Consider the following 25,117-nt stretch of genomic DNA (forward strand, 5'->3'; position numbering starts at 1 on the left):
GCGCGTTATTCACGATGAACATTTTTTCGGCCTTTCGGCAAAACAGATCGCTGGTTTTCGAGCTGACCCGACGCGAGATTCTTGGTCGTTATCGTGGCGCGAGCTTCGGTCTGCTGTGGTCGCTGATCAGTCCATTCCTGATGTTGCTGGTCTACACCCTGGCCTTCGGCTTCATCATGAAGAGCCGCTGGCCCGGCGCGACGGGTTCTACCGCGGGCTTTGCGCTCATCCTCTTCGTAGGACTGACGGTTCACGGCTTTTTTTCGGAGTGCATCAACAGGGCCCCTGTTCTCATCGTTGGAAATACCAACTATGTAAAACGGGTGGTCTTTCCGCTGGATGTGCTGGTGTGGAGCATGACCTTTTCCGCACTATTCCACTTCGCCATGAATACAGTGGTGCTGCTCCTGCTGCAGCTGTTTCAAAACGGCGAGATCCACGCCACGACGCTGCTGCTGCCTGTGGTGTTGTTGCCACTCATCATCCTCACGGTCGGGATCGGTTGGATTCTGTCTGCATTGGGCGTCTTTCTGAGAGACATCGGTCAGGTCGTCGGCGTGATCTCGGCGGCGATGTTGTTCCTGTCTTCGGCCATCGTTCCCATCGAGTCCGTGCCGGAACATTACCGCTGGCTCTTCATTGCCAATCCGCTCACTTTCATCATCAATCAGGCGCGCGAAGTGGTTATCTGGGGTCACGCTCCGGACTGGCGCGGACTGGTGATATACAGCGCCGTTGCCGTCGTAGTCGCGGTGGCGGGCCATGCGTTCTTCAAGAAATTGCACCGCGGTTTCGCCGATGTCCTCTGAACTCGATTCCTACACTGTTCTCTCCGCGGTTGCATCACCGGAAGCCGAGGCGGACGTGGTTATCTCAGTGCGCAACGTCGGCAAGTCGTACGCGATGTACAGCACCCCGGCGCACCGTCTGTGGCAAGGCCTGCTCGGCGGGCGCAAGAGGCTTTATCGCGAGTTCTGGGCTTTGCGCGGTGTCGACCTGGAGATTCGCCGCGGCGAAACCGTCGGCATCGTTGGGCGAAACGGGTCTGGCAAGTCGACGCTGTTGCAGATGATTGCAGGAACTCTCTCGCCTACCGAGGGTAGCGTGGAGGTTCGAGGGCGCGTGGCCGCGTTGCTCGAGCTTGGTAGCGGCTTCAATCAGGACTTCACGGGGCGCGAAAACGTCTATCTGAATGCAGCGATTCTCGGCCTGAAGCGCGACCAGATTGAGGCGCGGCTGCAGAGCATCCTGGACTTCGCCGACATCGGCGAGTTCATCGACCAGCCGGTGAGGAGCTACTCCAGCGGCATGGCGGTGAGGCTGGCATTCGCAGTGATCGCACACGTTGATGCGGACGTGCTCATTGTCGACGAGGCGCTGTCGGTCGGCGATGCGTTCTTTTCCCAAAAATGCATGCGATTCCTTCGGGACTTCCAGAAGCGCGGAACACTGTTGTTCGTCAGTCACGATGCGGCTGCAGTGACCAATCTGTGTGCCCGCGCGCTGTGGTTGCAGAACGGGACGCCCCAAATGCTCGGGAGCGCGCAGGAAGTCATTGAGTCCTACATGGCTCAGCAGCACGCCGCCAGCAGACATGATGCGACAGGCGAGTCCGTTGGCGTGATCGGTAGCAGCAAGCGTTCGCCCGCGAATGACGCAGAGCAGTCCCCCGGCACTCCCGATTTCCGGAAGGCGGATTGGAGCAAGACCGGAGTCGAAAACCGCATTCAGGTCTTCGAGTTCAATCCTGACGATGTGGGCATTCAATTCGGTGCGCGCAATGCCGTCATTACGGGTGTCGATCTTCGTTCCCAGGGGGAGGGCGTTCGACTGCTCCACGGCGGAGAGATTGTCGAGTTGCAGATTACCGTCCGCCTTCATGACGCGCTGGGCGAAGTGATCATCGGCTTCTACGTGAAGGATCGTCTGGGCCAACGGCTGTTTGGGGACAATACTTACTTCGCGTGTCGGAAGGCCCCGCCGGGTGGTGCATCCGGGGACACCCTGCGAGCGACCTTCCAGTTCCGGATGCCAGTACTCCCTGCAGGTTCCTACATGATCGACGCGGCGGTTGCGACAGGTAATCAGGAAAGCCATACCCAACAGCACTGGATTCATGATGCCCTTGAGTTCCGGGCCGTCGACGAAACGATGCGTTTTGGCCTGGTCGGCTTGCCGATGCTTCACATCGACGTAATCAACGAAGGAGCCGGTTGATGGAATTCACCGGCGAGCGTTTCGTCCCCACCGAAATGGGGGAGCTCAGTCTGGAGCACTGGCATCGCTATGCCTGGTGCGCTCCGGCGTTGAGTGGGTTGCGCGTGCTGGACGTCGCCTGCGGCGAAGGATACGGCTCGGCTCTTCTGGCGCGCCATGCATCGGAAGTTGTCGGGGCGGATATATCCGCCGAAGCGATCGTGCATGCCACAGCGACCTATGCATCCAGCACCAATATCGATTTCGTCCGGGCGAGCGCAGCCGCACTGCCGTTTCCCGAGGCAAGTTTCGATGCAGTCGTTTCCTTTGAAACGCTGGAACATCTGACTGCCCAGGAGGAAATGCTTTGCGAGCTTCGACGGGTCCTCAAGCCCGGCGGCTTCCTGGTCATTTCGTCGCCGAACAAGGCCATCTATTCGGACCGTCATCAGTTTGTAAACGAGTTCCACGTAAAGGAACTTTATTTCGACGAGCTCGACGCGCTGTTGCGGCGTCATTTCCAGGTCGTCAGCTATTTTGGGCAGCGAATGGCCACGGGGTCGATGCTTGTTCCGCTGGATGGCCATGATTCTTCCTACCAGGCCTACACGGGCACGACCCAGGGCGTCGAGGGCCGGACTGAAGGGGCGGGTGACAGCAAGTACTTCCTTGCCGTCTGCGCAGCCGAACGGGCTTGCATCCCGGTAATTCCGGCTTCCCTGTTCTCCGATGAACGCGTTGATCTGTACGAACGCCACGAGGAGATTGCGCGGTGGGCACAATCACTGGATACCGAAATCGATAGCGAGAGGCAGCGCTATCAGGCTCTTGCCACGGAATTCGACGAGCGGGCGGAATGGGCGCTAAGCCTGAACAAGGCGCTTGAACAGGCGTCTGAGACGCTAAGGGCCACGGACAAGGATCGCGAAGAAAAGACGCAGTGGGCACTAAGCCTGAATAAGGCGCTTGAGCAGGAGTCCGAGAGGCTAAGGGCTGCGGACAAGGATCGCGAAGAAAAGACGCAGTGGGCCCTCCGAACCCAGGAGGAGCTCGATCAGGAAAGGGCGCGGGTCCGAACCATCGAAGCCGAGCGAGACGAGCGCGCTGCGTCGGTCTTGAGTTTGAATTCACAATTGGAACAGCAACTGGAAATGACAAGGACCGTTCTGCAAGAGCGCGATGACCTGGAGCGCGAGCTGGCTGCTGCAAATGCGCGTCGGAAAGCCAAGAGATCGAGACTTGCCCATCTGACGGCGGCTTACCAGGCCGAACGTGGTGTGCGTGAAGTGTTGCAGCGGCAGGGCCTGGCTCAGCAGGGCCACGCGTCCGAATTGAGAGCCCTCCTCGAAGAGCAGATGCAGACACGCTCGTGGCGGCTGATGAGCTTCCTGCGGCGTATCGTGTCCCGCCTGCGCGGCAGGCACTACAGCGACCTGGTCATTCCGCAATCCCCCATCCGTATCGGCGCCACATCGACCGATGTGACGACCGCGGATCTCTTCTTCGAGGAAGTCGACAATCCTCGCGTCACCATAGTCATTCCCACCTACGGCAAGTTGGCCTACACGACTGCTTGCCTGCGCTCGATCCAGCTTGCTGGCGCGGAATGCTCCTTTGAAGTGCTGGTGTTGGAAGATCGTTCTGGCGACGCGGAAATCGCGCAGCTCCGAGAAGTGCCCGGGCTGAGGTATCACGAGAACGAGACCAATCTGGGCTTCCTTCTCTCCTGTAACCAGGCATTGGAGTTGGCGCGCGGCGAATACATCTGCTTCCTCAACAACGACACCGAAGTGACGCCAGGTTGGCTTGATGCCCTGGTTGAGGTCTTCGAGCGCCATCCCGATGCCGGCTTGGCTGGATCCAAACTGATCTATTCGGATGGCCGGCTGCAGGAAGCCGGCGGCATCATGTGGCGCGATGCGTCAGCATGGAACTATGGGCGACTGCAAAATCCCGCCGCGCCAGAATTCAATTACGTCCGACAAGTCGATTACTGTTCGGGCGCCAGTCTGCTGGTCAATGCCGGGCTTTTCCGCTCCCTGGGTGGGTTTGACCCGGCCTTTGTACCCGCCTATTGCGAGGATTCAGACCTCGCTTTCAGGGTTCGTGCGCAGGGTCTGAAGGTCTTTTACACTCCGTTTTCCGAGGTCATCCACCACGAAGGCGTTTCTCACGGAACAGATACGGCAAGCGGGATTAAGGCCTATCAGCCGATCAACCAGCAGAAGCTCGCCGATCGCTGGAGGAACGAGCTGGCCCAGCACTTCGAGAACGGTCAACGCGTCATGCGGGCACGCGACCGGGCTTTCGAAAAGCCGATCGTATTGGTAGTCGATCATTATGTGCCGCAGCCCGATCGCGATGCCGGATCGCGCACGATGATCGCGTTCATCACGCGTCTGATCGAAGCCGGCTGCGTGGTCAAATTCTGGCCGGACAATCTGCATTACGATCCGACTTATACCCCCGTCCTGCAAAAGCTTGGCGTCGAAGTGCTTTATGGCCCGAAGTGGGCCGGACGCTTCCGGGAATACATCGAGGAGAATGGACCGGAGTTCCATGCGGTCCTGCTTTCGCGCCCGCATATCAGCGAGAAGTACGTCGAAGAAATCAGGGCCGCGACATCCGCCCGGATCGCGTACTACGGGCATGACCTGCATTTCAGGAGAGTCGAGCTCGAGGGACGCATTCTTGGCGACGTGTCGGAGGGCGCGGAAGCGGCACGTGTGGAAAGACAGGAGCGCGATCTTTGGCGGAAGGTGGATATCGTGCTCTACCCATCGCAGGACGAGGTGGATGAAGTCCTGAGCCTTGAGCCGCAGGTGACCGCGCACGCGATTTCTCCCTACGCATTCGAATCCTTTGTGCGTCCGTCGGGAGTCGGCGGTCGCAGGAACCTGATTTTCGTGGCCGGATTCGCTCACACGCCCAATGTGGATGCGGCCAAGTGGCTGGTAGAAGAAATCATGCCGAAGGTTTGGCAACGGCTGCCCAGCGTCGAGCTGTCGCTTGTCGGGTCGCATCCAACTTCCGAAGTGCTTGCCCTGGCCGGCGATCGCGTGGAAGTGACCGGTTATGTGAGCGATGCTGAACTTGCCCGTCGCTATTCCGGCGCGCGAGTCGCGGTAGTGCCGCTGCGTTTTGGGGCTGGAATCAAGAGCAAGGTCGTGGAGGCCCTGCAGCAGGGCCTGCCCCTGGTGACGACCGGCATCGGTGCGCAGGGATTGCCTGCAGTGGACCGTGTCTGCGACGTTGCGAACCAGGCAGATTCGATCGCCGAGCGCATCGTGGAATTGATGCTCGATGACAAGCGCTGGCTGCATAACGCGCAGGCCGGGGCGGATTACGTGGCCAATATCTTCTCCAAGCAGGCGATGTCGCGCACGCTGCAAGACGCGCTGGGTCTTTCCTCTGGGGTGACTCCATGATCGTTCGTGCCCGTGCACCCCTTCGCCTTGGTCTGGCGGGCGGTGGCACTGATGTCTCGCCATTCTGCGACCAGCATGGCGGCTTCGTGATGAACGCCGCCATCGACAAGTACGCGTACGCAATGGTCGACGCATCGCCAACAGGCGTTGCTGTATTTGAGTCGCTCGATCACGCCTCCCAGTGGTCTCTGGGCGACATGCCCATCGACCAAGTGAACAGCTCGCTCAGGTTGCTGGTTGGCGCATACCAACGCATCAGCACGAACTTCCTCGATGGGAGACGCCCTGCGGTCCGTATCCGGACGTATTCGGACGCACCCCCCGGCTCTGGCCTGGGGTCATCTTCGACGATGGTTGTAGCGATCGTGACGGCGCTTACCGAGTACTTCTCCTTGCCCCTTGGCGAGTACGAGACCGCGCACTTGGCTTACCAGATCGAGCGTGAGGACCTTGCCTTGGCCGGTGGCAAGCAGGACCAGTATGCGGCTGCGTTTGGTGGCTTCAACTTCATGGAATTTCACGCTGAGGATCGGGTCATCGTCAACCCGCTGCGCATCAAGGATTGGGTGTTGGCCGAACTCGAAGCATCACTCCTGTTGTACTTCACGGGCGTATCGCGCGAGTCCGCAAATATCATCGATGAGCAGGTGCGGAACGCGACGGTGGGCGTACAGAAATCCGTCGATGCAATGCATGAATTGAAGGAGGAAGCCGTTCAGATGAAGGAAGCATTGCTCAAAGGCGACTTGACGTCCTTTTCGCGCATCTTCCAGCGTGGCTGGGAAGCGAAAAAGCGCATGGCCAGCAGCGTCAGCAATCCCATGATCGACGCACTTGAACAGGTGGCCGTGGCGCACGGCGCCCGCGCAACCAAGGTTTCGGGTGCAGGTGGTGGCGGCTTCATGATGTTCGTCTGCGATCCGACGGATCGTGTGCGGCTTTCCAACGCCTTGAAAGCGCAGGGTGGGAGCCTTCTTGATTTCCATTTCAACCCGCAAGGCGCAGTGGCGTGGAGGGGCGGCCGATGAAAGGTTTCATAACTTCCGAATTTTCCAAGGCGCTGGCCAACTTCCAGTGCATGGCTGGTGATGCGGCGCTCGCCGAGGACCTGGTCAAGGCGGTGTCGCTGTGCGCGGATGCCTTGAAGGCCGGAAATAAACTGCTGTTTGCGGGTAACGGCGGAAGCGCGGCGGACGCCCAGCACTGGGCGGGAGAGTTGGTCAGTAGGTTCTATTACGATCGTCCGGGACTAGCAGCCGTTGCTCTGACTACGGATACCAGCATCCTTACGGCGATTGGTAATGACTACGGGTACGACTACACCTTTGCACGTCAGATAGAGGCGTTAGGGCGGGCAGATGATGTTTTCATCGCCATTTCTACCTCCGGAAACTCGCCCAACATTCTGCGCGCGGCAGAGATCTGCCGTAAGCAAGGGCTCAGGGTGATCGGATTTACGGGTGAGACTGGCGGAAAGCTTGCAGGCGAATGCGATATCTGTTTCCGCGTTCCATCGACTGAAACGCCGCGCATCCAGGAAGGGCACGAGTTCATCGGCCACCTTCTGTGCGCGCTCATCGAAGCCGAGATGTTTCCGCGCCAATGAGGACCGAAGAAGCCATCATCCTTGTGGGTGGACTGGGGACGCGTTTGCGCAGCGTAGTCAGTGACGTTCCAAAGCCGCTCGCACCGGTGGCGGGAAGGCCGTTTCTTGCATGGGTGCTGGATCGACTTGCCAATGAAGGCATGCGTCATGTTGTCCTCGCGGCTGGTTATATGGCTGACAAAGTGCAACATGAGATTGGTGGGCAGTGGTCGAGCATGAGGATTAGTTACTCGATTGAAGCTTCTCCATTGGGTACTGGTGGTGGTGTGCGTCAGGCGTGTGGCCTTTTGCATGGGAGTAGTGCTCATGTTTTGAACGGTGACACCTTCCTGAGGTATCAGCCCGCAGCGTTGGCAGATGTCGTCAATAAGACCGGCGCAGAGATCGGCGTTGCGCTGGCCCCCGTGCCCGACGTGGCGCGATACGGTGCTGTGGAGTGCGTTGGTGAGCGCATTGTCGGCTTCCGTGAAAAGGGACAGGGTGGGGCGGGTTACATCAATGCAGGGTGCTATTACCTGACTGCCTCAGCGATTGCATCGTTGCCTACTGATACAAGCTATTCATTTGAGGAGGCAGTGCTGGCGCCAATGATTGCTGCTGGCCGAGTATGCGGCCTGTTGGATACCAGTGACTTCATCGACATTGGTGTGCCCGAGGACTACAGCCGCGCGCAGACCCTGTTCAGCGCGACATGAACGTGGTCGCAGCACACCCACCCTATCTGGATCCGGGGCTGCCGGTGCGGCTCGCCGCGTTGCCCACCCCGCGGCGAGCGCTGTTCCTCGACCGCGACGGCGTGATCAACGTAGATCATGGATACGTGCATACGCCAGCGCAGACCGAGTGGGTGCCAGGCATCTTTGAGTTGGTCGCAAAGGCCAATGCCTTCGGTTACTTGCCCGTTGTTGTGACCAATCAGGCCGGCATTGCGCGCGGATACTACGACGAGGCGGAGTTCTTGTCCTACACGGCATGGGTGCACGATGAGTTCCGTCGCCGCGGCGCATCATTGGCCGCCACCTTCTATTGCCCGCACCATCCCGACGCGGGGTTGGGTGTTTTGAAGTGCGATTGCGCCTTCCGCAAGCCTCGGCCAGGGATGTTGCTGGCAGCCGCGAGCGAGCTGGACATCGACGTCGCATCGTCGGCGCTCGTGGGCGACAAAGCCAGCGACATCGAAGCAGCGAAGCGCGCAGGCGTCGGAGTGGCATGCCTGCTGGATCGTGGCCGAATCGAGCCGAGCGATCATCTGCAGCTGTGGCGCGACTGACGGGGTGGGCTTGGTTGCAAAGCGTGGCGCACGGATCGGCACGGTCGCGGCATGTACTATCTATTTGATGACAACAGAGATGATTGATGATCAGCGTTGAGGTTGAGAATCGGTGGGCCAAGATGGCCTCGAATGCCGCAGCGCCGTGCGGGTTGTTCGGAGTGGCGCTACTCGTCTCCGCGGTGGTTCATCTGCTCGTGTTCCACCCGTTCTATTTCGGGGATGAGCTCTTCAACTTCGCTATGGCTGAATCGACTGGAAGGGACTTCCTGGCGACGTTCTCCAAGCTGAACTCCTACAAGCCGCGCATTTTCTTCAATGGATGGTGGGCGCTGATCGCCACGGCCCAATGGCCGCGGGTCGTGCCCATGTTGATCTCGTCGTTCTTCCTCGCGGGCACACTGGTTGCCGCATGCTTGTTGGTCGGTTTGAGAGACAAGAGGGCGATACTGCTGCAGATTCTCGTGGCCGCGGTGATCACCACGTGCCGCTTCTCGGCGATGCTGCCTTTCGACTATGTGGCGTCGATCATCGAATACTCGTCTCTTGCCTTCTTCTTGTTCGGGATCTACCTCCTCACGAAGAGTGAATTCCTGGAGTGTCCCGGGTTGAAGGTCGGGCTGGCCGTGCTGGCGCTCTTCGCCGCCGCCATCTTTTCGCATGAGCGGTACGTGGCCCCCGTGTTCGCCGTGGGCAGCATCATCGCCATCGGCGGACTGGTGCGTCGTCGACCGGTCGTGGTCGCGTGGGGCGCGATATTGGGCGGTGCTGCTCCATTGTCGTTCATCCTGTTTAGCAAGCTGATCTCCGTGGTCCCGCTTGCTACCGGTACCGCGGGACTGTCAGTGGCGATCGGCCACGATACGCTCGAGGCAGCGGGCATCTATCTAAGCAATCTGTTCGCCTCCACCAGTCTCGGCCACGAATGGTTCTTCGTGAAGCTCGCGCCAGGGATGACGTCGCACTTGCTGGTCGTCGTGTCCGTGCTGGCCCTGCTGGTGTGGTTGTTCGGGGTGTTCCGAATCCGGAACTGGTCGGAGGGCTCCCTGTATCTGCTAGCGTCCATGTTCGCGCTTCTGCTGATTGCCTGCCTTCCCGGCACGTCCAGGCAGGAAGCCAGGTGGCTGTTCCCGGTTTTCGTCGTGTTCGCAATTCTGGTTGCGACTCATGGCATCCAGTGGGCGCGAATGGGCATGTTGCTCGCGCTGCTGATGGGGAACCTGCTCTTCCTCTACAAGGGGGACCTGCAGATCTACAACGTGGTTGCCTCGAGCCAGGCTCGCGACCTGTCCATGGCCTTGAATCATGTCAAGGCGCCTGGCAAGGTCGGCTTGATCGTTGGCGCGAGGGAGCCGGATGTGAGCTGGATGCTAGGCGGTGGCGCCTTCGGCCCAGGGCTGTCTGCCACTCCCGGGGTACAGTTCAGTAAGTTGAATTTGCCAGCGGGCCTTCATGTGTACCGCTCGCCCTCCGACGCCATGGGGCAGGTCGGCAGGGCGCCGGACTTCGGCGTAATGCCGGTCGGCGCCGGTACCTATGCCTTGTTGACGCAGCGCGAACTGCAGTCCGCGATATCCGGCGAGGCTGTCCCGCTGGACCAGCTACGCAAGCTTGGCGGCGACGGCGCCTGGGACGCTTGGTCGCTCCGTGGACTGGTGCCTGACGGGGATGGCGCGCTGAATCTAAAGGGCAGCGGCGACGGGTTCCTGCGCGTCCCCGTGCAGGAGCTTGAGGGTCGCAGGGTTGTGTACAGAATGCGTACATCGACGAATACGCCTGTCCAGGCGCGCTTGCAGGTCAACTGGATGGAAGGCAGCGACAAGTTCCTGGCAGCCGCCATCCAAGTGGTCGATGTAACGGACCAGGCCAAAGACTATTCGATGTTCCTGACTGCGCCGCTCGAAGCGACGGACGGACTCGTATATGTGACTCTGGCCTCGCCGGGGCAGAATCCTGTGCATGTGGAGTTTGTCGGCGTCGAGCAATAGAGCGTGCTGTCGGCGGTGCCGCTGCCTGCGTGCCGTTGCTTGGGCTGGTTACTGGGATGCGCATGTCCGGTCCAGTGACGGGCATTGCGGCGAGTGGGGCAGATCTCCGATGATCGGCCGCCTGACGTTGTAAAAATTCGCTCGTTCACAGAAGCAGAGGCCGGCAATTGTGATTGCATTCTCGTTCTCGGAGTATGGTGAAAGGCGCGACGACGACTCGCTCCGCCAGTGCTGGCTTGAATCCGGCGGCCTGGTGGAGCGCCTGCAGACGGCATCGGGCTCCGCGGTGTTGTACTGCGACGTGTGCGATCGCTTCGGGCCCTTCGCCCATTTTTCCGATTGGCGCGAAGGGATCGCCTGCAAACGTTGCAAGTTTTCCGCACGCATGCGGGCATCTATCGGTTTCCTGCGGCGCTTCTGCAAGCCCGATGCACAGGTATACGTCACCGAGCAGGCCACGGCACTGTACGCATGGATGCAGAGCCAGTTTTCCAATGTGCAGGGCTCGGAGTTCGCCCACAGTCGGGAGCAGCGGAAAGCACTGGCGCAGTACCTGGGCCGCCTCGGTGGCCATGGCGATATCACGTTCCAAGACGTCACTCGGCTCACATGGGAAGACGCCTGCTTCGATGCTGTTTTGTCGGGCGATGTCCTGGAGCACGTGCCGGACTATCGGCAGGCGCTCTCGGAGTTTGGCCGCGTGCTGCGCCCGGATGGCGTGTTGGTGGCGACGTTCCCATTCACGGACGCCGAGCCTACGATCGTGCGAGCAAGACTCAACGCCTTGGGCGAAGTCGAGCATCTATTGCCGGCGGAATACCACGGCGACCCGATCAGCGGCGGCGTACTGTGTTTCTATCATTTTGGCTGGGACCTCCTTGAGGAGGTTCGCCTTGCCGGATTCCGAGAGGCTGAGATGGTGATGCCCTGGGCGCCGGATGCCGGCATCTACTATGGCAACTGGACATTGATCGCCAGACGCTGACCCTCCGCGCGCAACGGATGCGTTCAGCCCGGCCTGTGGATCAGCTTGCGCGTCAGCGCGAAGTTCAGCGGCAAGACCACCAAGGTCGCCACTATGGGGGCGACCGGTGTGGGGACGCCAAGTAGGCTGACCGCGACCCAGACGACCAGCAGCGAGGCGAGATAGTTGGCCAGATGGACCAACGGGAATGCCGCCAGGCGTCGCCAGCTCCATGTCATACGGAAGACGAACCAGGTGTTGATGGCGAAGCCGGACAGGATCGCCAGCGCGTAGCTGGCGGTATAGGCCCAGGCAAAGGGCATCCCCGGCAACAGCATCCAGTAGATCGCATAAGACAGCAGAGTATTGAGCCCGCCACCTATCAGGAAGCGGAGTCCTTGCCCGGCAAGAAGCTTGCGCATCGGGTGGTCCTAGGCCTTAGGCTGCCTGAGCATGACTTCGTTGTAGGAAACCGCGCAGTGCCGCCCAGAAGCGTCGAACAACTGGGCAACCACCAGGAAGATTCCCTTTTGGTCGTCGTGCTTCGGCGTCGAGATGCGCACCCGATACGGAAGGTCCGCGTATACGGGGGCGAAGAAATTGGCCGAATTGCGCAGAAAAATGGTGCCTGGGCCCGGGTGTTCGGTGCCGAGTAGCCGGGTCAGCCAGCCATTGAACAGCATGCCGTGCGAGATGCGCCGTTCGAAACCGTGACTGCGGGCGAACGCGTCGTCGAAGTGCAGAGGGTTGAGATCGCCGCTTTGCTGGCCATAGGTCTGGACGTCTTCCTCGGAGACCGAGAACTCGTGTTCGAACGCGGGTAGCACGCTTTGGCTGAGCGCGGGCAGGAGGCGCGCGGCCCATAGCGTGCCTTCGTGCCTAAAACCCGCGTCCATAAGCATGCGGAGCAGCGTGGTCTGGCCGAGCGGGATCTGGACGTCGTCGCCCTTGGCGCGCAGTCGCCGGGCGATTGCGCGCGTGCTGGCCTCGTCTTGCGGCTCGGCCGTCATCGTCCAGGCATTTGTATCGAGGCTGACCGGCCCTTCGCCGGGAGCGTTCGCCGCCTCGTCACCGCCGTCTCGCGGCGCGTGCAGCTGCAACAACGGTTCGGCAGTGGTCGACGGAAAGCCGAGTCTGTGGCAGCGCTCGATCCGTTCCAGCGAGAGCGAGGTCACCCTTACTTCGTCCAACCGCTGAGTAAGGATCGTCTTCACCAGGTCGCGCTCGCTGCCGGAATCGTCCAGCCAGTCGATCGCGCGGCTTCCGCCTGCCAAGACCGCTACTTGGGCTGCTTCGGAAGTCATCTGTTCAAAGCACCTTGCGGAAGATGTGTTCGCCCTTGCCGAACTGGTAGCCCAGCTTTTCCCAACAACGGATTACCGCGTTATTGGTTAGCTGGGTAATCAGGAAGCTGTGCTCGGCCCCGATACTGCGCAGGTGCTCGTCCAGTTCGGAGATGATGCGTACATACCAGCCCTTGTGTCGCGGCGATACCGCGCTGAGGACGGGTTGGGCCAGCTTCAGGCCCCAACCTTCCCAGTGCGAACGATGGTACTTGGCGGTGCAGAACGCCTCGGGCGCGTCGACATCGGGCACGATCGTCGCGTCGGCGAAGCCGTTGAGGATCGAGGCTTCCACCCAGCGCTCCATCATGCGATCAGCGTCGCGGTCGCTGATGGCCAGGTCGGCATGGAAGCGGTCATAGGGGTTGATCATCGTGCGTGCGGCACGCGCCAGCGAGGGTATGTCCGCCGGCCCGGCCAAGCGTACCGCGTGCCGCTCTGCCGGCGGCCCGGACAGCGGACGGTGGTATTGGCACCGTGTTTCGATCAGTTCGAATCCATTGTCCGCCAGCACGCGCATCGAATACAGGTCGTTGGGCGATACCGGTGCGAAGATGTAGGCGATGCCGCGGCGCGCGGCTTCATCCAGCGCGCGCGCGAGAGCTTGGGCGCCGCCAGCGCTGTCTTCCCGCAAGCCAGGTGACTTGTGCGGGCGTAGTACCGCGTTCAGACGTGCCGTCTGGGTGGCGAAGAATTCCGAATCCCAGGGCAAACGCTCCATCAGCACCCAGAACTCCTCGCCGCCGATATCGACGCCGAAGCGCAGGTCATCGGTGCCGTCCAGCGGACGGAACCACTGCTCGAGCATGACCTTGCGGTCATAGTCGGTGTCGATCCCGCGGATGAAGGCGTGCGGGCCTTCAACCCCACTGCCGGTGGCGCCGGCGTACAGCACAGGAGTGTCGTGGGTCTCCAGCAGCAATGAAGGTGCGGGCACTTCAGGCGACTCCGTGTCGGGATACGATCTGGGTGAACTCGGCATAGTCGCGGATGTACTCCTCCGTGTCGTAAAACTCGGAGGCGAAGACCAGCAGGACTGCGTCAGGCGAATACTTGTACTGCACGCCCCACGTCAGCGGCGGCAAGTGGATGCCGACGGACGGATCGTCGAGCTGGAATTCCTCGCGCGTGCTGCCGTCGTCTGCAACCACGGCCAAGCTGCCGCGCGCGCAAATCAGGAACTGGTGGCAGGTGCGATGCGCGTGCTCGCCGCGTACTTCGGCGTTGGGTACGCCGAAGACCATGAAATAGCGCTTGGCTTCGAACGGGATAGAGCGTCCGAACTCGCCAACAGTCAGGTTGCCCCGCAGGTCGAGGACCTTCGGCAGGCGGTGCAGGGTGACTCCGCGCACGCTAGACGGCATTGCCCCGGGCGTCGCCTGCGCTTGTCGCAACGGGACCTGCAGGCTGCCGGTGCCACCGTTGGTATAGCCGACGATCTGCGCGGGGTTGCCCGCGACTACTGCGTAGGGCGGAACATCGCGGGTGACTACCGCACCGGCCTGCACCAAGGCACCTCGAGCGACAATGACGGGCCCGGCGACCACGGCGCCGGTCTGGATGCGCGCTCCCTGCTCCAGTACGATCCTGCCGCCCAGTCCCGGGTCGAGTATCGCGCCGGCATCGATCTCGCAGTGCTCGCCCACCTCGCACGCACGATTGAGCACGGCGCCGGGGGAAACATTGGCGCTCGCGGCGACGCGTGCCTCGGGGGAAATCAGGGCCTGTTCGGAAATAAAGCCAGTCATTGGGCGTCCTGCGAATCGTTATCCGGTTCACCGAACCGGTCGAGCATCATCGGGATGCTCAGGGGTCTGTGCTTGGTGTTCTCGTAGGCGCGCCAAGCGTAGTTGCCTACCAGCCCGAGACCGAGCGCATTGAGCCCGCCAAAAAACAGGACGGTCAGCATCGTGCCGGCGTAACCGGGCACGTCCACTTCGCCGAGCAGCCGGGCCAACAGCACGGCGACGCCCATCGTCAGCGCCAGGCCCATGCCCAGAATGCCGCAAGCAAGCAACAGCCGGATCGGCGCATCTGTGAAGGCAAAGATGCTGTCGAGCAGGTAGGTGAACTTCTTCCGGAACGTCCAGGCGCTCTTGCCATGGCGTCGTTCGCGGCGGGCATAGGGTACGAAGATGCGGCGGCCGCCCATCCAGAACAGCAGGCCTAGCAGGCTGCTGTTGGCCTCGGAGAAGCCGATCACGCGATCGAGGAAAGGGCGATTGGTCGCGAATACGTCCACACCGCCGACGGGGACGTCGCGCTGTACGAAGCTGCGATACACCCACCAGAACATTGTCGAGAACAGCTTGGACATTGGTGGGTCATTGCGTGCCTCGCGCAGACCGAATGCGATGTCTCCCTCGTCGCGTTCCAGCCTGGCGAAGAAGTCCAGCACCAGTTCCGGCGGTTCCTGCAGGTCGGCTGCCATCACCGCAGCGAACTCGCCGCGCGCCTGCTGCAGGCCTTCGCGGATGGCGGCGAATGAACCGAAGTTGCGAGAAAGCGAGATCAGTTGCGCTCGCAGCCCGCTGGCGGGCAGCTTGCTCAGCAGCTGGGCATGGGAATCGTCCGGACTGCCGTCGACGACAAAGATGACCTCGAGGCGCTCGGCCAGCGCGTCATGCAGCGCACGGCAAGCCGGCAGCAGCTCGTCGATGTTGTCGGAGTTGCGATAGACCGGGATGACCAGCGAGTAACGCGGATTCAGAACTGATTGCATGCCGCGATCACCCGCTCGATTTCTTGATCGGTCAGTTCCGGGAAGCAAGGCAGGGTCAGCGCAGTAGTCGCCTGCTTTTCCGTGACGGGCAAACGGACATCGTCAAAGCCCCCCTGGTGGCAGGGCTGGCGGTGGTCGGGCACCGGGTAGTGGATATCGGTTTGCACGCCCAGCGTCTCCAGATGCGCGCGCATGTCGTCGCGGCGTTCGCAGTGCACAACGTACAGGTGGCCGACATATTCCTCTCCGGCCGGTGCGGGGACGGCGATCGCAGGGTTGCGGATCTCCTCGGAGTAGCGGTTGGCAATTGCGCGGCGGCGCGCGTTCCAGCTATCGAGCAGCGGCAGCATGGTCAGCAACATCCTGGCCTGGATTTCGTCCAGACGGCTGTTGCGGCCACCAGCGAAGGTGTTGGTGTACTTGGCGGTCCAGCCGTATTGGCGCAGCTGGCGGGCTCGCTGTCCGATCCCGGCATCGGACGTCACGATGGCACCGCCATCGCCCAGCGCGCCGAGATTCTTGGTCGGATAGAAGCTGAATGCAGCCACGTCGCCGAAACTGCCCGCGGCGCGTTCGCCTGTCCTGGCGCCGTGGGCCTGGGCGCAGTCTTCGACGACGGCCACTCCATGAGCGCGGCACAGTTCGAGGATCTCCTCGATCCGCGCGAGGCGGCCATACAGGTGCGTCACGATGACGGCACGCGGCGCGCCCGCCGCAAAAGCTTCAGCGAGCCGGGCGGGATCCATCGTTGCTCCAGACTCTTCGACGTCGACGAACAGCGGAGTCGCGCCGCAGGCAAGCACTGCGCTGGTGCCATACATGGCGGCGTTGGCAGCCACCGCGACGCGATCACCGGCTTGCACGCCGACGGACTTCAGCGCCAGTTCCAATGCATCGGTGCCATTGGCCACGCTGATGCAATGGGCGACACCACAATAGTCGGCGAACGCCTGCTCGAATGCGGCCACGCCGGGGCCGAGTACGTAATGGCCACTGCCGATCACCTGGATCGCATCGGTGGACAAAGCGTCCTTCAGAGGGGCGATGTGCCGGATGAGGGAGTTGACGGGGATGACGGAAGTGGACATGGAGTAAACGTGGCGTTCCTGGCGAAGATGAGAGCGGGTCACTCTTCCAGTGACCCGGCGGATACGGAGTTACTTGGCCGCAGACGCGACGGGCGGCGGGCAGGTCGGACCCGAGATCACCACACGATCGAGTTCCGCCTGGTCGGCCTTGTTGCGAAGGACGAAAGTTGTTCCCGAATACACCCAAGGCCCGGTCTCGGCTTCACCGGTGCGACCGCCTGCCGCGAAGAGTTTGGCTTCCGGGCCGTCTCCGACCAACAGTTCGACTTCCGAAATTGCGGGATTCGAGGACAGGTCCCAGTTGAACTTGGCGACCGTACCCACGTCGCAACCGGCTGTGCCGGGGGTGGCGGTCAATAGCAGGTTTGTGCCCTTTGCAGGTTGGGCAACAGGACTGGCGGGAGTCGTCGGCTGCGGCGGCGCAGAAGCGTCGCCTTCTGCGGTATTGGCAGGCTTCGAACAGCCGGTGATACCGACCAGTGCAATAAGGGAGAGCGAGTACAAATATTTGCCCACGGTGAACCATCCTGAAAGTGGATTGAAGAGAGCCCTCTTGTGCAGGTCCGCTTGAGGGGGAAAGAAAGTATGTCTTTAGTTGGAACCCAGATGGGCGCGCAGCTCCGGAAGCAGCGCGAACAGGTCGCCTACCAACCCAATATCCGCAATCTCAAAAATCGGCGCATCCCCATCTTTGTTGATCGCGACGATCGTGCCCGCATCCTTGATTCCCGTCAGGTGCTGGATCGCACCGGAAATGCCCACGGCGATGTACAACTCCGGCGCGATGATCTTGCCGGTCTGGCCGACCTGCAGTTCGTTCGGCACGTAACCCGCATCGACCGCGGCGCGCGAGGCGCCCACGGCGGCACCGAGTTTGTCGGCGAGGTCGTAGATGATCTTGAAGTTCTCGGCCGAACCCACGCCGCGGCCGCCCGAAACGACGCGCCTGGCGCTCTGCAGGTCGGGACGGTCCGACTTGCCGGCGGCGAGGCCGACGTAACGCGTGTGCGCCGGCAGGGCGGCATCGACGTTGCTGGCTTCGACCGCGGCATTGCCGCCGCGCGCGGCTTCCGGCCACGAGGCGGTGCGCACGGTGGCGACCACGGCATGGTCCTTCGGCGCTTCGACCGTGATGATTGCGTTGCCCGCGTAGATCGGGCGCTTGAAGGTATGGCTGCCTTCGACCGCCATCACGTCGGAGACCTGCGCGACGCCAAGCAGGGCAGCGACGCACGGCATCAGGTCCTTGCCGAAGGTGGTCGAGGGACCGAACACATGCGAGTAGCCCGCGGCGGCCTTGGCGATCTGCGGTGCCAGCACCTGCGCGATGGCGTTGGCATTGGCCGGGTTGGCGACGGTGAGGACCTTGGCGACACCGGCGATCTGCGCGGCTTCCGCGGCGATACCCGCCGGGTCGGCGGCCAGCACGACGATATCGATGGACTCGGGCTTCAATGCCTGCGCGGCGGACACGCACTTGGCGGTGGCCGCGTTGAGCTTGCCGTCCAGGTGTTCGGCGACGATCAGTACCTTGCTCATCACAGCAGCCCCTTTGCCTTGAGTGCGGCGACCAGTTCGGCCGCGTCCTTCACCATCACGCCCTTGCTGCGCTTTGCCGGCGCGGCGTAATGCGTGGTCTTGAGGGTGTCGCCGGTGTCGACACCGAGGTCGGCGAAGGCGATCGTTTCCAGCGGCTTGCTCTTGGCCTTCATGATGTCCGGCAGCTTGATGAAGCGCGGCTCGTTCAGGCGCAGGTCGGTGGTCACCACCGCCGGCAGGTCGACTTCCAGTGTTTCGAGGCCGGCATCGACCTCGCGGGTCACCGTGGCCTTGCCACCGGCAACCTCAAGCTTCGAAGCAAACGTCGCCTGCGGGCGGCCCCACAGCGTGGCCAGCATCTGTCCGGTCTGGTTGGCGTCGTCGTCGATGGCCTGCTTGCCCAGGATCACCAGGTCCGGCTGTTCTTTCTCGATCAGCTTGAGCAGGGTGCGCGCGGCGGTCAGCGGCTGGATGGGCTGGTCGCTGACCACGTGGATGGCGCGATTGGCGCCCATGGCCAGGCCGTTGCGCAGATGCGCCTGGGCGTCGGCCGGGGCGATGGTGGCGACCACGACTTCGGTGGCGATGCCCTTGTCGCGCAGGCGCAGGGCCTCTTCCAGCGCGATTTCATCGAAGGGGTTGGCCGACAGCTTGACGCCGTCGGTGACCACGCCGGAGCCGTCCGGCTTGACCTGGATGCGGACATTGAAGTCCACCACGCGCTTGTAGCCGACGAGGATTTTCATCGTGCGGGGTTCCTGTGGGGAGGTTCCGAAAAGGTGCACGGCCGTAGGGCGGCCGGGTCGGTAATTCTAACGGAGCCGGCCCCGCCGCCGGTAAAAATCCGCTGGCATGCCCGAAAGTACGGTATGGCGCCGCCATGGCCCGCGTTAAACTCGCGCCTCCCCACTCGGAGTCGCACGATGGCCGTGGCCACCGCCAGGAGCAAGGTTTACCCGAACGCCGCCGCGGCGCTGGAAGGGCTGGTCGCAGACGGCCAGACCTTGGCCGTGGGAGGTTTCGGCCTATGTGGCATCCCCGAGGCGCTGATCGAGGCGTTGCGCGACTCCGGCGCGAAGGACCTCACGGCGATCTCCAACAACGCCGGCGTGGACGGTTTCGGCCTCGGCCTGCTGCTGGCCACGCGGCAGATCCGGAAAATGATCTCGTCGTACGTCGGCGAGAACAAGGAATTCGAACGCCAGTTCCTGTCGGGCGAGCTCGAACTCGAGTTCAACCCGCAGGGCACGCTTGCCGAGCGCCTGCGCGCCGGCGGCGCCGGTATTCCCGCCTTCTACACGCGCACGGGCTACGGCACCGTGGTCGCCGAAGGCAAGGAAACGCGCCAGTTCGACGACGGCCATTGGTACGTGATGGAAACCGCGCTCAAGGCCGACGTGTCGCTGGTGAAGGCGTGGAAGGCGGACAAGGCCGGCAACCTCGTGTTCCGCAAGACGGCGCGCAACTTCAACCCGGCCTGCGCCATGGCCGGCAAGGTGTGCGTGGCCGAAGTGGAGGAAATCGTCGAGGTCGGCGCGATCGATCCCGATCACGTGCATCTTCCCGGCATCTACGTGGACCGCATCGTCCACAACCCGGCGCCGGAAAAGCGCATCGAACAGCGCACCGTGCGCGCCGCGTAACGAAACGAGGACAAACCAACATGCCCTGGACCCGCGACGAGATGGCGCAGCGCGCCGCGCAGGAACTCACCGACGGTGCTTACGTCAACCTCGGCATCGGCCTGCCGACGCTCGTGGCCAACTTCATTCCCGAGGGGATGGACGTATGGCTGCAGAGCGAGAATGGCCTGCTCGGTATCGGGCCCTTCCCGCTGGAATCGGAAGTCGACGCCGACCTCATCAATGCCGGCAAGCAGACCGTGACCGCGCGTCGCGGCGCGAGCTACTTCGGCAGCCACGATTCCTTCGCGATGATTCGCGGCGGCCATATCGACCTGGCGATCCTCGGCGCGATGCAGGTCACCGAGAAGGGCGACCTCGCCAACTGGATGGTGCCCGGCAAGATGGTGAAGGGCATGGGCGGCGCCATGGACCTGGTTGCCGGCGTGAAACGCGTCGTCGTGCTGATGGAGCACACCGCGAAGGGCGGCGAGCACAAGATCCTGCCCGAGTGCACGCTGCCGTTGACTGGCGTGGGAGTCGTCAACCGCATCATCACGGACCTGGCGGTGATGGACGTGGGCGAGCGCGGACTTCAGGTCCGTGAACTAGCGCCCGGCGTCACCCTGGACGAACTCCGCGAAAAAACGGGCGTCGCCCTCGCCGGCTGAGCAATGGCATAACGGACCGCGGCATGGATGCCCCCAAGCCGCGGTGAATACCTGTAACGCGCCAGGACGGCATTGATTGCGGGCGCCGAAAGCCACACGATGCGGGCATCCCACTGGATCGTCCGCCATGCGCCGTACAGTCCTACTGACCACTTCCCTCGTGCTGGCCGCCACGCTGGTTGGCCTGAGTTGTTTCAGGACGTCCGATCCGCCCCCGGCGAGCCGCGCGAGTAGGCCACAGTCGTTCCCGGCACCCTCTGCGCTGGCGCCCGTCCGCAACGCGGGCGCATTCGCCGCATTGCCGGATCGTGGCGACCTGCTGCGCTATTCCGCGCAGCCGGCGCGCCACGAAAATGCATCCACCTGGTATCCCGCCGACATCAGCGAAGCGCATGCGTTCAGGGCGATCGCGACCGGTCACATGACCATCACTGCGCCGAACGGGCAGCCGGTCCGCCTGCAGTACCAGCGGCATGTCGAACATCCCAACGGCAACTGGACGTGGATTGGCCGCGACGCCTATGGCGAGGATGCGGTCCTGACGTTCGGCGAGAAGGCCGTGTTCGGCAGCATTCCGCAGCACGGCCGCGAGGAGTTGCGGTTGTCCACCCGCGGTGGACGCGCCTGGGTCGTCCAGATCGACCCCGCCAGGCTGCATTCGCCGGAGGCATCGAAGCCTGACTTCCTGGTGCCGCCGAGCCTGGCCGCATCGCTGGCTTCGAGCGAGTCCCTTGCCGCATCGGCGCAACCCCAGGCTGCAGCGGCGGCCACTGCTGCCGTGACCGTCGACGTCGCCCTGGGCTATACGACTACCTATGCGGCCGAGCTCGGCGGTGACTCGCAGGCCGTGACGCGATTGCAGAACCTGGTGGACATCACCAACCAGGCCTACGCCAACAGTCAGATCAGCGCACAGGTCCGGCTCGTACGGACGCTTTCAGTGGCATATGCCGATGCCACCGACAATGGCGACGCCCTCAGCAAACTGAGCGGATATCAGGCAGGCGCGGGCACCGTGCCCACTGACCCCGCTTTTGCGGGCTTGCGCGCGGCTCGCGACCAGTACGGTGCCGACCTGGTGTCGCTGGTCCGTCGATTCCGGACCCCCGAGAACGACGGTTGCGGCATCGCCTGGCTCATCGGTGGCGGCAAGTCGTCCATCAACAATTCCGATGCCCCGTTCGGCTACTCGGTAGTGAGCGACGATCTCGATGTGGGCGACTACGACGAGTCCGACGGCAAGACCTACGGCTGCCGCATGGAGTCGCTGGCGCACGAGTTTGGCCACAACATGGGCCAGACGCACAACACCGAGGACAGCACCGAACCCGGCGCACACGCGTACTCGTACGGTTACCGCGAAGCGTCGACGTCCGGTTTCTATACGGTGATGGCTTATCGCCTGCCAAACAGCGCCCAGCGCGGGATCCGTTACTTCGCCAATCCCAACGTCAGGGATGTGGCCACGGGGCGGCCGACGGGTGTAGCGAATGTCTCCGACAATGCACGCAGCATGGCGCAGACGATGCCGCTGATCGCGGCGTTCCGCGCAACCATGGTGGCGGGGATCGGACCGGTCCGCCATGACTTCGACGGGGATGGACGGGCGGATCTCTATTGGCGGAACTCGATCACGGGCGATACCGGGCTGTGGAGAATGAGCGGGACGACGGTGGCCAGCACATGGAACCCGTACCGGGAACCGGACATGTCGTGGGCGGTGATCGGCTCCGGCGATTTCAACGGCGATGGTCGTGCGGACGTGCTTTGGCGCAATTCGAGCTCCGGGCAGGTCTACATCCATTTCATGAATGGACCGGCGATCCTGCCGGAATCGCGCTTCGCCCCGACCGTGAGTGACCTCAACTGGCGGATCGTCGGCTTGGGGGACTTCGATGGCGATGCCATCACCGACCTGTATTGGCGCAACGTCGCCACCGGGCTTACCTACATCTGGCTGATGAACGGTGCGGAGCCCAAGGTCATGCAGGCCGTCCATCTGGAACCCGATCAGTCCTGGCAAGTCGCAGGCACGGGTGACTTCAACCACGATGGCTTTTCCGATGTTCTGTGGCGCAATTCGACATCGGGCCAGAACTACGTCCACCTGATGTCGGGCACCTCGATACTGGCGTCGTCCGGACCACTGATGACCGTGGCGGACACCCAATGGAAGGTGGCAGCCGTCGACGATTTCAACGGCGATGGCCGAGCCGACATCTATTGGCGGAACGGCGCGACGGGGGAATGCTATCTGTGGCTGATGAACGGCCTGTCGATCAGCTCGCTACAGCCGGTCCACATCGCGGCGCTTTCCTGGGAAATCGCCCTGAGCGGCGACTTCAATGGCGATGGACGCGCGGACATCTTCTGGAGAAACAGCGTCACGGGCCAGAACTGGTTGCACCTGATGGATGGCGCATCGATACAGCCGGGATCCGGCGAGGTGCTTGCCGTGTCGGATATGAATTGGAGGATTACTCCTTAGTCGATCAACGGCTCAAGCGCTGCCATGCGCACTGAGAGCATGCTTCCGGAAGCGAATTTTCCGGATGGCCAGATCGCCTTTATCGCGAGCCAGATGCTGGAAGGCGGCCAGGAGCGGGGCGGGACCTAGCCCCGCCGCGCGTAGGGGTAATCCCGGGATGTCGTGGGGGATGATGCCCCGCTGACCGTCGAGGCAGCCACTACGTCCCGTCCTTGCGCACGCGCGCTCAAAGCAAACACGCGCTCGATCGCATGCGCGAACGTGCCGTCCAGTTGTCCGGCTTCGGCTTCGAATTCGCATTCATCGAAGTGGGCATCGAGCAGGGGCGCGAGGGCATCCATGCGCACCCAGAACATGCTGCCCGAGACAAAGATGTCGGTTTCCACGCGCGGTGACGCGATGCCGCAGCGGCGAGCAACATACCGGACGTTCGCTTCGTTGGCCCCCCAGTAGAAACCTAGCGGTTGCAGGTGGCCATCGGGGTACACCAGGCCTGGGCCGGCGCCATCGGCAAGGGCAGCAGCTATCCGGTCTGAACGTGCTGGAGGCAACAGCCGTTCCAGCAGCTCCGCACGCCAGTGGTCGCCGTCGCTGCGATGCGGCGAATGTTTGGTGTGCAGCTTCAGCAGGACTGTTTCCCCCTCACGCCGCAGCCGGTAGGCGACTCGCAGGAAGGGCAGGATGTCGCGTCCACGGTTTTCCGTGACTTCGATTTCCGCCGGCAGGCCCCGGCGCTCAAGCACGGCTTTGATCTGCGCGAATCGTTCCGGCGAGGTGGTGACAACCAAGCGGTGCTGTATGCCAGAAGCCGTCAACGTCGCGAGAATCTCGTCGAACGTCTCCGGGTACCAGGCATGGATCACTACACAGGGGCGAGTCGTCGATGAAGCGCTTGTTTGCAGCGCTTGCCGTGTTGCGTGCAGCCATGCGTGGCCCAGGCGCGCGTCAGGCTCGAGTACGGCGCCCTCGGCCCATTCGTTCCAGGCGTTGATGAACACCAGGCGCTGGGCCGGCGCCATGGCCTGAAGGCGGTGCGTGGCTGCATGGCGCAACCAGTCGCAATAGGCCTGGGGTGAAGCGTGCAGGTACGTGCGTCCCTGGCCGGCGCGCCGCGGCTCGTTGTCCCAGCCGCAATTGACGCCCGGAAATAGCAGGTACTGCGGCGTGTTTCGTTCGCAGTAGTCGTTGGCGACGACGCGCCAGTCGAGCACTTGGCCCGAGTAGTTGGAATTTATCAGGTACTGCTGCGCAGTCAGCTGGGGTGGCGTACTCAGGTTGGGCGGGAATTCCACCGCGGCATCGAAGCCGATGTCGCGTGGATCCGGGCGCTCGAAGCCTTGGACGTAGGCGATGAAGATGTCGCCCACGCCGTTGTCGCGACACCACGTCCGCCAGCGTTGCGCGGTGGCGGTGGCGTCGGGCAGCAATCCAGGCCGGTAGACCAGCAGCAACGGTTTGCCATCAACACGCAGATAGCGTGGGTCGCGCATGTAACGGGCGACATGCGCAATGAAGGCGAGGTCGTCCTCGGTGCTGTGCGCCTGCGCGATCAGGATGTCTTCCGCGCGACCGTCCCAGCGGCGCGACCAGTTCTCGTTCGCCCAACACAGGCAGAACGGCAGGTCGATCGACTCATCTTCCAGCCACTGTTGCAGGGGCGACTCCAGCAGGGTGTTGCCACCGAACCAATAGAAGTAGAAACAGAACGCGCCTATACCGTACTCGCGGGCGAGGCGGGCCTGATCGCGCATCACCTGCGGATTGCACAGGTCGTAGAACCCAAGGTCGCCCGGCAGGCGTGGCTGGGCATGGCCTTCGAACTGCGGTAGCGCACGCGCGACGCTGCGCCACTCTGTGAAACCCTGGCCCCACCACGCGTCGTTCTCCGGAATGGCATGGAACTGCGGCAGGTAGAAGGCCACCAGGGTAGCCGCCAGGGGATCGGGCAGCGGTTCGACGCTGCGTTCAACGTAACCCAGCGCGCGTCCACCTGCGTGCACATACGGGCGACGGCCTGCGCCCGCCCCGGACATTCCGCGCGCGGCAGCGGGACGGATCGAAGGAAACTGATCGAGGAAGCGCTGGCGCAAAGCGTCACGCTTCGCTTCACCGATCGGCAACGCGCGAAACGCGGCGCGCAGCGCATGGAATAGAGCGCTGCGCAGTCGCGCGGGGGTAATGGAACTCATCGC

Annotated in this window: 22 protein-coding genes; 12 read left to right on the forward strand and 10 right to left on the reverse strand. The window is 62.6% G+C overall.

The window, feature by feature from the left end; translation table 11 throughout:
- Nucleotides 1-14: 14 nt before the first annotated feature.
- The 9 genes from ACYVGE_RS00535 (at nucleotide 15) to ACYVGE_RS00575 (ending at nucleotide 11,473) form a co-directional block, all read left to right on the forward strand.
- Entirely contained in the window at nucleotides 15-809 is a 795-nt protein-coding gene (locus ACYVGE_RS00535) for an ABC transporter permease (RefSeq protein WP_460726091.1), read from the forward strand.
- Nucleotides 799-2,217, forward strand: a complete 1,419-nt coding sequence (locus tag ACYVGE_RS00540) for an ABC transporter ATP-binding protein (protein WP_460726093.1) — start codon at nucleotides 799-801, stop codon at nucleotides 2,215-2,217. The genes ACYVGE_RS00535 and ACYVGE_RS00540 overlap by 11 nt, the downstream gene beginning before the upstream one ends.
- Nucleotides 2,217-5,624, forward strand: coding sequence for a methyltransferase domain-containing protein (locus ACYVGE_RS00545; protein ID WP_460726095.1), 3,408 nt, complete (start codon nucleotides 2,217-2,219; stop codon nucleotides 5,622-5,624). Before ACYVGE_RS00540 ends, ACYVGE_RS00545 begins: the two co-directional genes overlap by 1 nt.
- Nucleotides 5,621-6,652, forward strand: coding sequence for a GHMP family kinase ATP-binding protein (locus tag ACYVGE_RS00550; RefSeq protein WP_460726097.1), 1,032 nt, complete (start codon nucleotides 5,621-5,623; stop codon nucleotides 6,650-6,652). The genes ACYVGE_RS00545 and ACYVGE_RS00550 overlap by 4 nt, the downstream gene beginning before the upstream one ends.
- On the forward strand, nucleotides 6,649-7,230 hold the full coding sequence (locus ACYVGE_RS00555; protein ID WP_460726099.1) for a D-sedoheptulose-7-phosphate isomerase: 582 nt from the start codon (nucleotides 6,649-6,651) through the stop codon (nucleotides 7,228-7,230). Before ACYVGE_RS00550 ends, ACYVGE_RS00555 begins: the two co-directional genes overlap by 4 nt.
- On the forward strand, nucleotides 7,227-7,925 hold the full coding sequence (locus ACYVGE_RS00560; RefSeq protein WP_460726101.1) for a nucleotidyltransferase family protein: 699 nt from the start codon (nucleotides 7,227-7,229) through the stop codon (nucleotides 7,923-7,925). The genes ACYVGE_RS00555 and ACYVGE_RS00560 overlap by 4 nt, the downstream gene beginning before the upstream one ends.
- A complete protein-coding gene (locus ACYVGE_RS00565; RefSeq protein WP_460726103.1) occupies nucleotides 7,922-8,500 on the forward strand; it encodes a D-glycero-alpha-D-manno-heptose-1,7-bisphosphate 7-phosphatase in 579 nt (192 codons plus the stop codon). The genes ACYVGE_RS00560 and ACYVGE_RS00565 overlap by 4 nt, the downstream gene beginning before the upstream one ends.
- An 86-nt stretch (nucleotides 8,501-8,586) precedes the next feature.
- Nucleotides 8,587-10,488 carry a hypothetical protein gene (locus ACYVGE_RS00570; protein ID WP_460726105.1) on the forward strand — a complete coding sequence of 634 codons (1,902 nt, stop codon included), beginning with the start codon at nucleotides 8,587-8,589 and terminating at the stop codon, nucleotides 10,486-10,488.
- 169 nt (nucleotides 10,489-10,657) lie between these two features.
- A complete protein-coding gene (locus ACYVGE_RS00575) occupies nucleotides 10,658-11,473 on the forward strand; it encodes a class I SAM-dependent methyltransferase (protein WP_460726107.1) in 816 nt (271 codons plus the stop codon).
- 23 nt (nucleotides 11,474-11,496) lie between these two features.
- Here ACYVGE_RS00575 and ACYVGE_RS00580 read toward each other — a convergent pair whose 3' ends face one another.
- From ACYVGE_RS00580 to ACYVGE_RS00620, 9 genes are all read right to left on the reverse strand, one after another.
- Entirely contained in the window at nucleotides 11,497-11,874 is a 378-nt protein-coding gene (locus ACYVGE_RS00580; RefSeq protein WP_460726109.1) for a GtrA family protein, read from the reverse strand.
- Between the two features lie 9 nt (nucleotides 11,875-11,883).
- Entirely contained in the window at nucleotides 11,884-12,756 is an 873-nt protein-coding gene (locus ACYVGE_RS00585; protein WP_460726111.1) for a MaoC/PaaZ C-terminal domain-containing protein, read from the reverse strand.
- A gap of 4 nt (nucleotides 12,757-12,760) precedes the next feature.
- Nucleotides 12,761-13,732, reverse strand: coding sequence for a GNAT family protein (locus ACYVGE_RS00590; RefSeq protein WP_460726113.1), 972 nt, complete (start codon nucleotides 13,730-13,732; stop codon nucleotides 12,761-12,763).
- Between the two features lies 1 nt (nucleotide 13,733).
- The gene (locus tag ACYVGE_RS00595; RefSeq protein WP_460726115.1) at nucleotides 13,734-14,543 is read right to left on the reverse strand and encodes a WxcM-like domain-containing protein; all 810 of its coding nucleotides are present in this window, start codon (nucleotides 14,541-14,543) and stop codon (nucleotides 13,734-13,736) included.
- On the reverse strand, nucleotides 14,540-15,517 hold the full coding sequence (locus ACYVGE_RS00600) for a glycosyltransferase family 2 protein (protein ID WP_460726117.1): 978 nt from the start codon (nucleotides 15,515-15,517) through the stop codon (nucleotides 14,540-14,542). Before ACYVGE_RS00600 ends, ACYVGE_RS00595 begins: the two co-directional genes overlap by 4 nt.
- Nucleotides 15,502-16,647, reverse strand: a complete 1,146-nt coding sequence (locus tag ACYVGE_RS00605; RefSeq protein WP_460726119.1) for a DegT/DnrJ/EryC1/StrS family aminotransferase — start codon at nucleotides 16,645-16,647, stop codon at nucleotides 15,502-15,504. Before ACYVGE_RS00605 ends, ACYVGE_RS00600 begins: the two co-directional genes overlap by 16 nt.
- A gap of 27 nt (nucleotides 16,648-16,674) precedes the next feature.
- Nucleotides 16,675-17,121: a hypothetical protein gene (locus tag ACYVGE_RS00610; RefSeq protein WP_460726121.1), complete on the reverse strand. Its 447-nt coding sequence runs from the start codon at nucleotides 17,119-17,121 to the stop codon at nucleotides 16,675-16,677.
- Nucleotides 17,122-17,196: 75 nt separating this feature from the next.
- On the reverse strand, nucleotides 17,197-18,144 hold the full coding sequence (locus tag ACYVGE_RS00615; RefSeq protein WP_460726123.1) for an electron transfer flavoprotein subunit alpha/FixB family protein: 948 nt from the start codon (nucleotides 18,142-18,144) through the stop codon (nucleotides 17,197-17,199).
- A complete protein-coding gene (locus tag ACYVGE_RS00620; protein WP_460726125.1) occupies nucleotides 18,144-18,890 on the reverse strand; it encodes an electron transfer flavoprotein subunit beta/FixA family protein in 747 nt (248 codons plus the stop codon). Before ACYVGE_RS00620 ends, ACYVGE_RS00615 begins: the two co-directional genes overlap by 1 nt.
- Before the next feature lie 177 nt (nucleotides 18,891-19,067).
- Here ACYVGE_RS00620 and ACYVGE_RS00625 point away from each other — a divergent pair, with 177 nt between their 5' ends.
- The 3 genes from ACYVGE_RS00625 to ACYVGE_RS00635 all read left to right on the forward strand — a co-directional run bounded on the left by ACYVGE_RS00625 (nucleotide 19,068) and on the right by ACYVGE_RS00635 (nucleotide 22,925).
- Nucleotides 19,068-19,787 carry a CoA transferase subunit A gene (locus ACYVGE_RS00625; RefSeq protein WP_460726127.1) on the forward strand — a complete coding sequence of 240 codons (720 nt, stop codon included), beginning with the start codon at nucleotides 19,068-19,070 and terminating at the stop codon, nucleotides 19,785-19,787.
- 20 nt (nucleotides 19,788-19,807) lie between these two features.
- Nucleotides 19,808-20,437 (forward strand): CoA transferase subunit B, encoded by a 630-nt coding sequence (locus ACYVGE_RS00630; protein ID WP_457095363.1) that lies wholly within the window; start codon nucleotides 19,808-19,810, stop codon nucleotides 20,435-20,437.
- A 127-nt stretch (nucleotides 20,438-20,564) separates the two neighbouring features.
- Nucleotides 20,565-22,925 (forward strand): FG-GAP-like repeat-containing protein, encoded by a 2,361-nt coding sequence (locus ACYVGE_RS00635; protein ID WP_460726129.1) that lies wholly within the window; start codon nucleotides 20,565-20,567, stop codon nucleotides 22,923-22,925.
- A 125-nt stretch (nucleotides 22,926-23,050) separates the two neighbouring features.
- On the opposite strand, the gene ACYVGE_RS00640 is transcribed toward ACYVGE_RS00635, so the two are convergent.
- Entirely contained in the window at nucleotides 23,051-25,114 is a 2,064-nt protein-coding gene (locus ACYVGE_RS00640; RefSeq protein WP_460726131.1) for a glycoside hydrolase family 99-like domain-containing protein, read from the reverse strand.
- Nucleotides 25,115-25,117 lie beyond the last annotated feature (3 nt).

Source organism: Lysobacter rhizosphaerae (genome assembly GCF_054779795.1).

What these genes read in the sequence shown, in the direction of transcription:
- ACYVGE_RS00560 (WP_460726101.1), top strand. Translation starts at nt 7,227, where the DNA reads ATGAGGACCGAAGAAGCCATCATCCTTGTGGGTGGACTGGGGACGCGT.
- ACYVGE_RS00545 (WP_460726095.1), top strand. Translation starts at nt 2,217, where the DNA reads ATGGAATTCACCGGCGAGCGTTTCGTCCCCACCGAAATGGGGGAGCTC.
- ACYVGE_RS00580 (WP_460726109.1), bottom strand. Translation starts at nt 11,874, where the DNA reads ATGCGCAAGCTTCTTGCCGGGCAAGGACTCCGCTTCCTGATAGGTGGC.
- ACYVGE_RS00565 (WP_460726103.1), top strand. Translation starts at nt 7,922, where the DNA reads ATGAACGTGGTCGCAGCACACCCACCCTATCTGGATCCGGGGCTGCCG.
- ACYVGE_RS00640 (WP_460726131.1), bottom strand. Translation starts at nt 25,114, where the DNA reads ATGAGTTCCATTACCCCCGCGCGACTGCGCAGCGCTCTATTCCATGCG.
- ACYVGE_RS00620 (WP_460726125.1), bottom strand. Translation starts at nt 18,890, where the DNA reads ATGAAAATCCTCGTCGGCTACAAGCGCGTGGTGGACTTCAATGTCCGC.
- ACYVGE_RS00570 (WP_460726105.1), top strand. Translation starts at nt 8,587, where the DNA reads ATGATCAGCGTTGAGGTTGAGAATCGGTGGGCCAAGATGGCCTCGAAT.
- ACYVGE_RS00600 (WP_460726117.1), bottom strand. Translation starts at nt 15,517, where the DNA reads ATGCAATCAGTTCTGAATCCGCGTTACTCGCTGGTCATCCCGGTCTAT.
- ACYVGE_RS00615 (WP_460726123.1), bottom strand. Translation starts at nt 18,144, where the DNA reads ATGAGCAAGGTACTGATCGTCGCCGAACACCTGGACGGCAAGCTCAAC.
- ACYVGE_RS00595 (WP_460726115.1), bottom strand. Translation starts at nt 14,543, where the DNA reads ATGACTGGCTTTATTTCCGAACAGGCCCTGATTTCCCCCGAGGCACGC.
- ACYVGE_RS00635 (WP_460726129.1), top strand. Translation starts at nt 20,565, where the DNA reads ATGCGCCGTACAGTCCTACTGACCACTTCCCTCGTGCTGGCCGCCACG.
- ACYVGE_RS00630 (WP_457095363.1), top strand. Translation starts at nt 19,808, where the DNA reads ATGCCCTGGACCCGCGACGAGATGGCGCAGCGCGCCGCGCAGGAACTC.
- ACYVGE_RS00550 (WP_460726097.1), top strand. Translation starts at nt 5,621, where the DNA reads ATGATCGTTCGTGCCCGTGCACCCCTTCGCCTTGGTCTGGCGGGCGGT.
- ACYVGE_RS00535 (WP_460726091.1), top strand. Translation starts at nt 15, where the DNA reads ATGAACATTTTTTCGGCCTTTCGGCAAAACAGATCGCTGGTTTTCGAG.
- ACYVGE_RS00555 (WP_460726099.1), top strand. Translation starts at nt 6,649, where the DNA reads ATGAAAGGTTTCATAACTTCCGAATTTTCCAAGGCGCTGGCCAACTTC.
- ACYVGE_RS00540 (WP_460726093.1), top strand. Translation starts at nt 799, where the DNA reads ATGTCCTCTGAACTCGATTCCTACACTGTTCTCTCCGCGGTTGCATCA.
- ACYVGE_RS00585 (WP_460726111.1), bottom strand. Translation starts at nt 12,756, where the DNA reads ATGACTTCCGAAGCAGCCCAAGTAGCGGTCTTGGCAGGCGGAAGCCGC.
- ACYVGE_RS00625 (WP_460726127.1), top strand. Translation starts at nt 19,068, where the DNA reads ATGGCCGTGGCCACCGCCAGGAGCAAGGTTTACCCGAACGCCGCCGCG.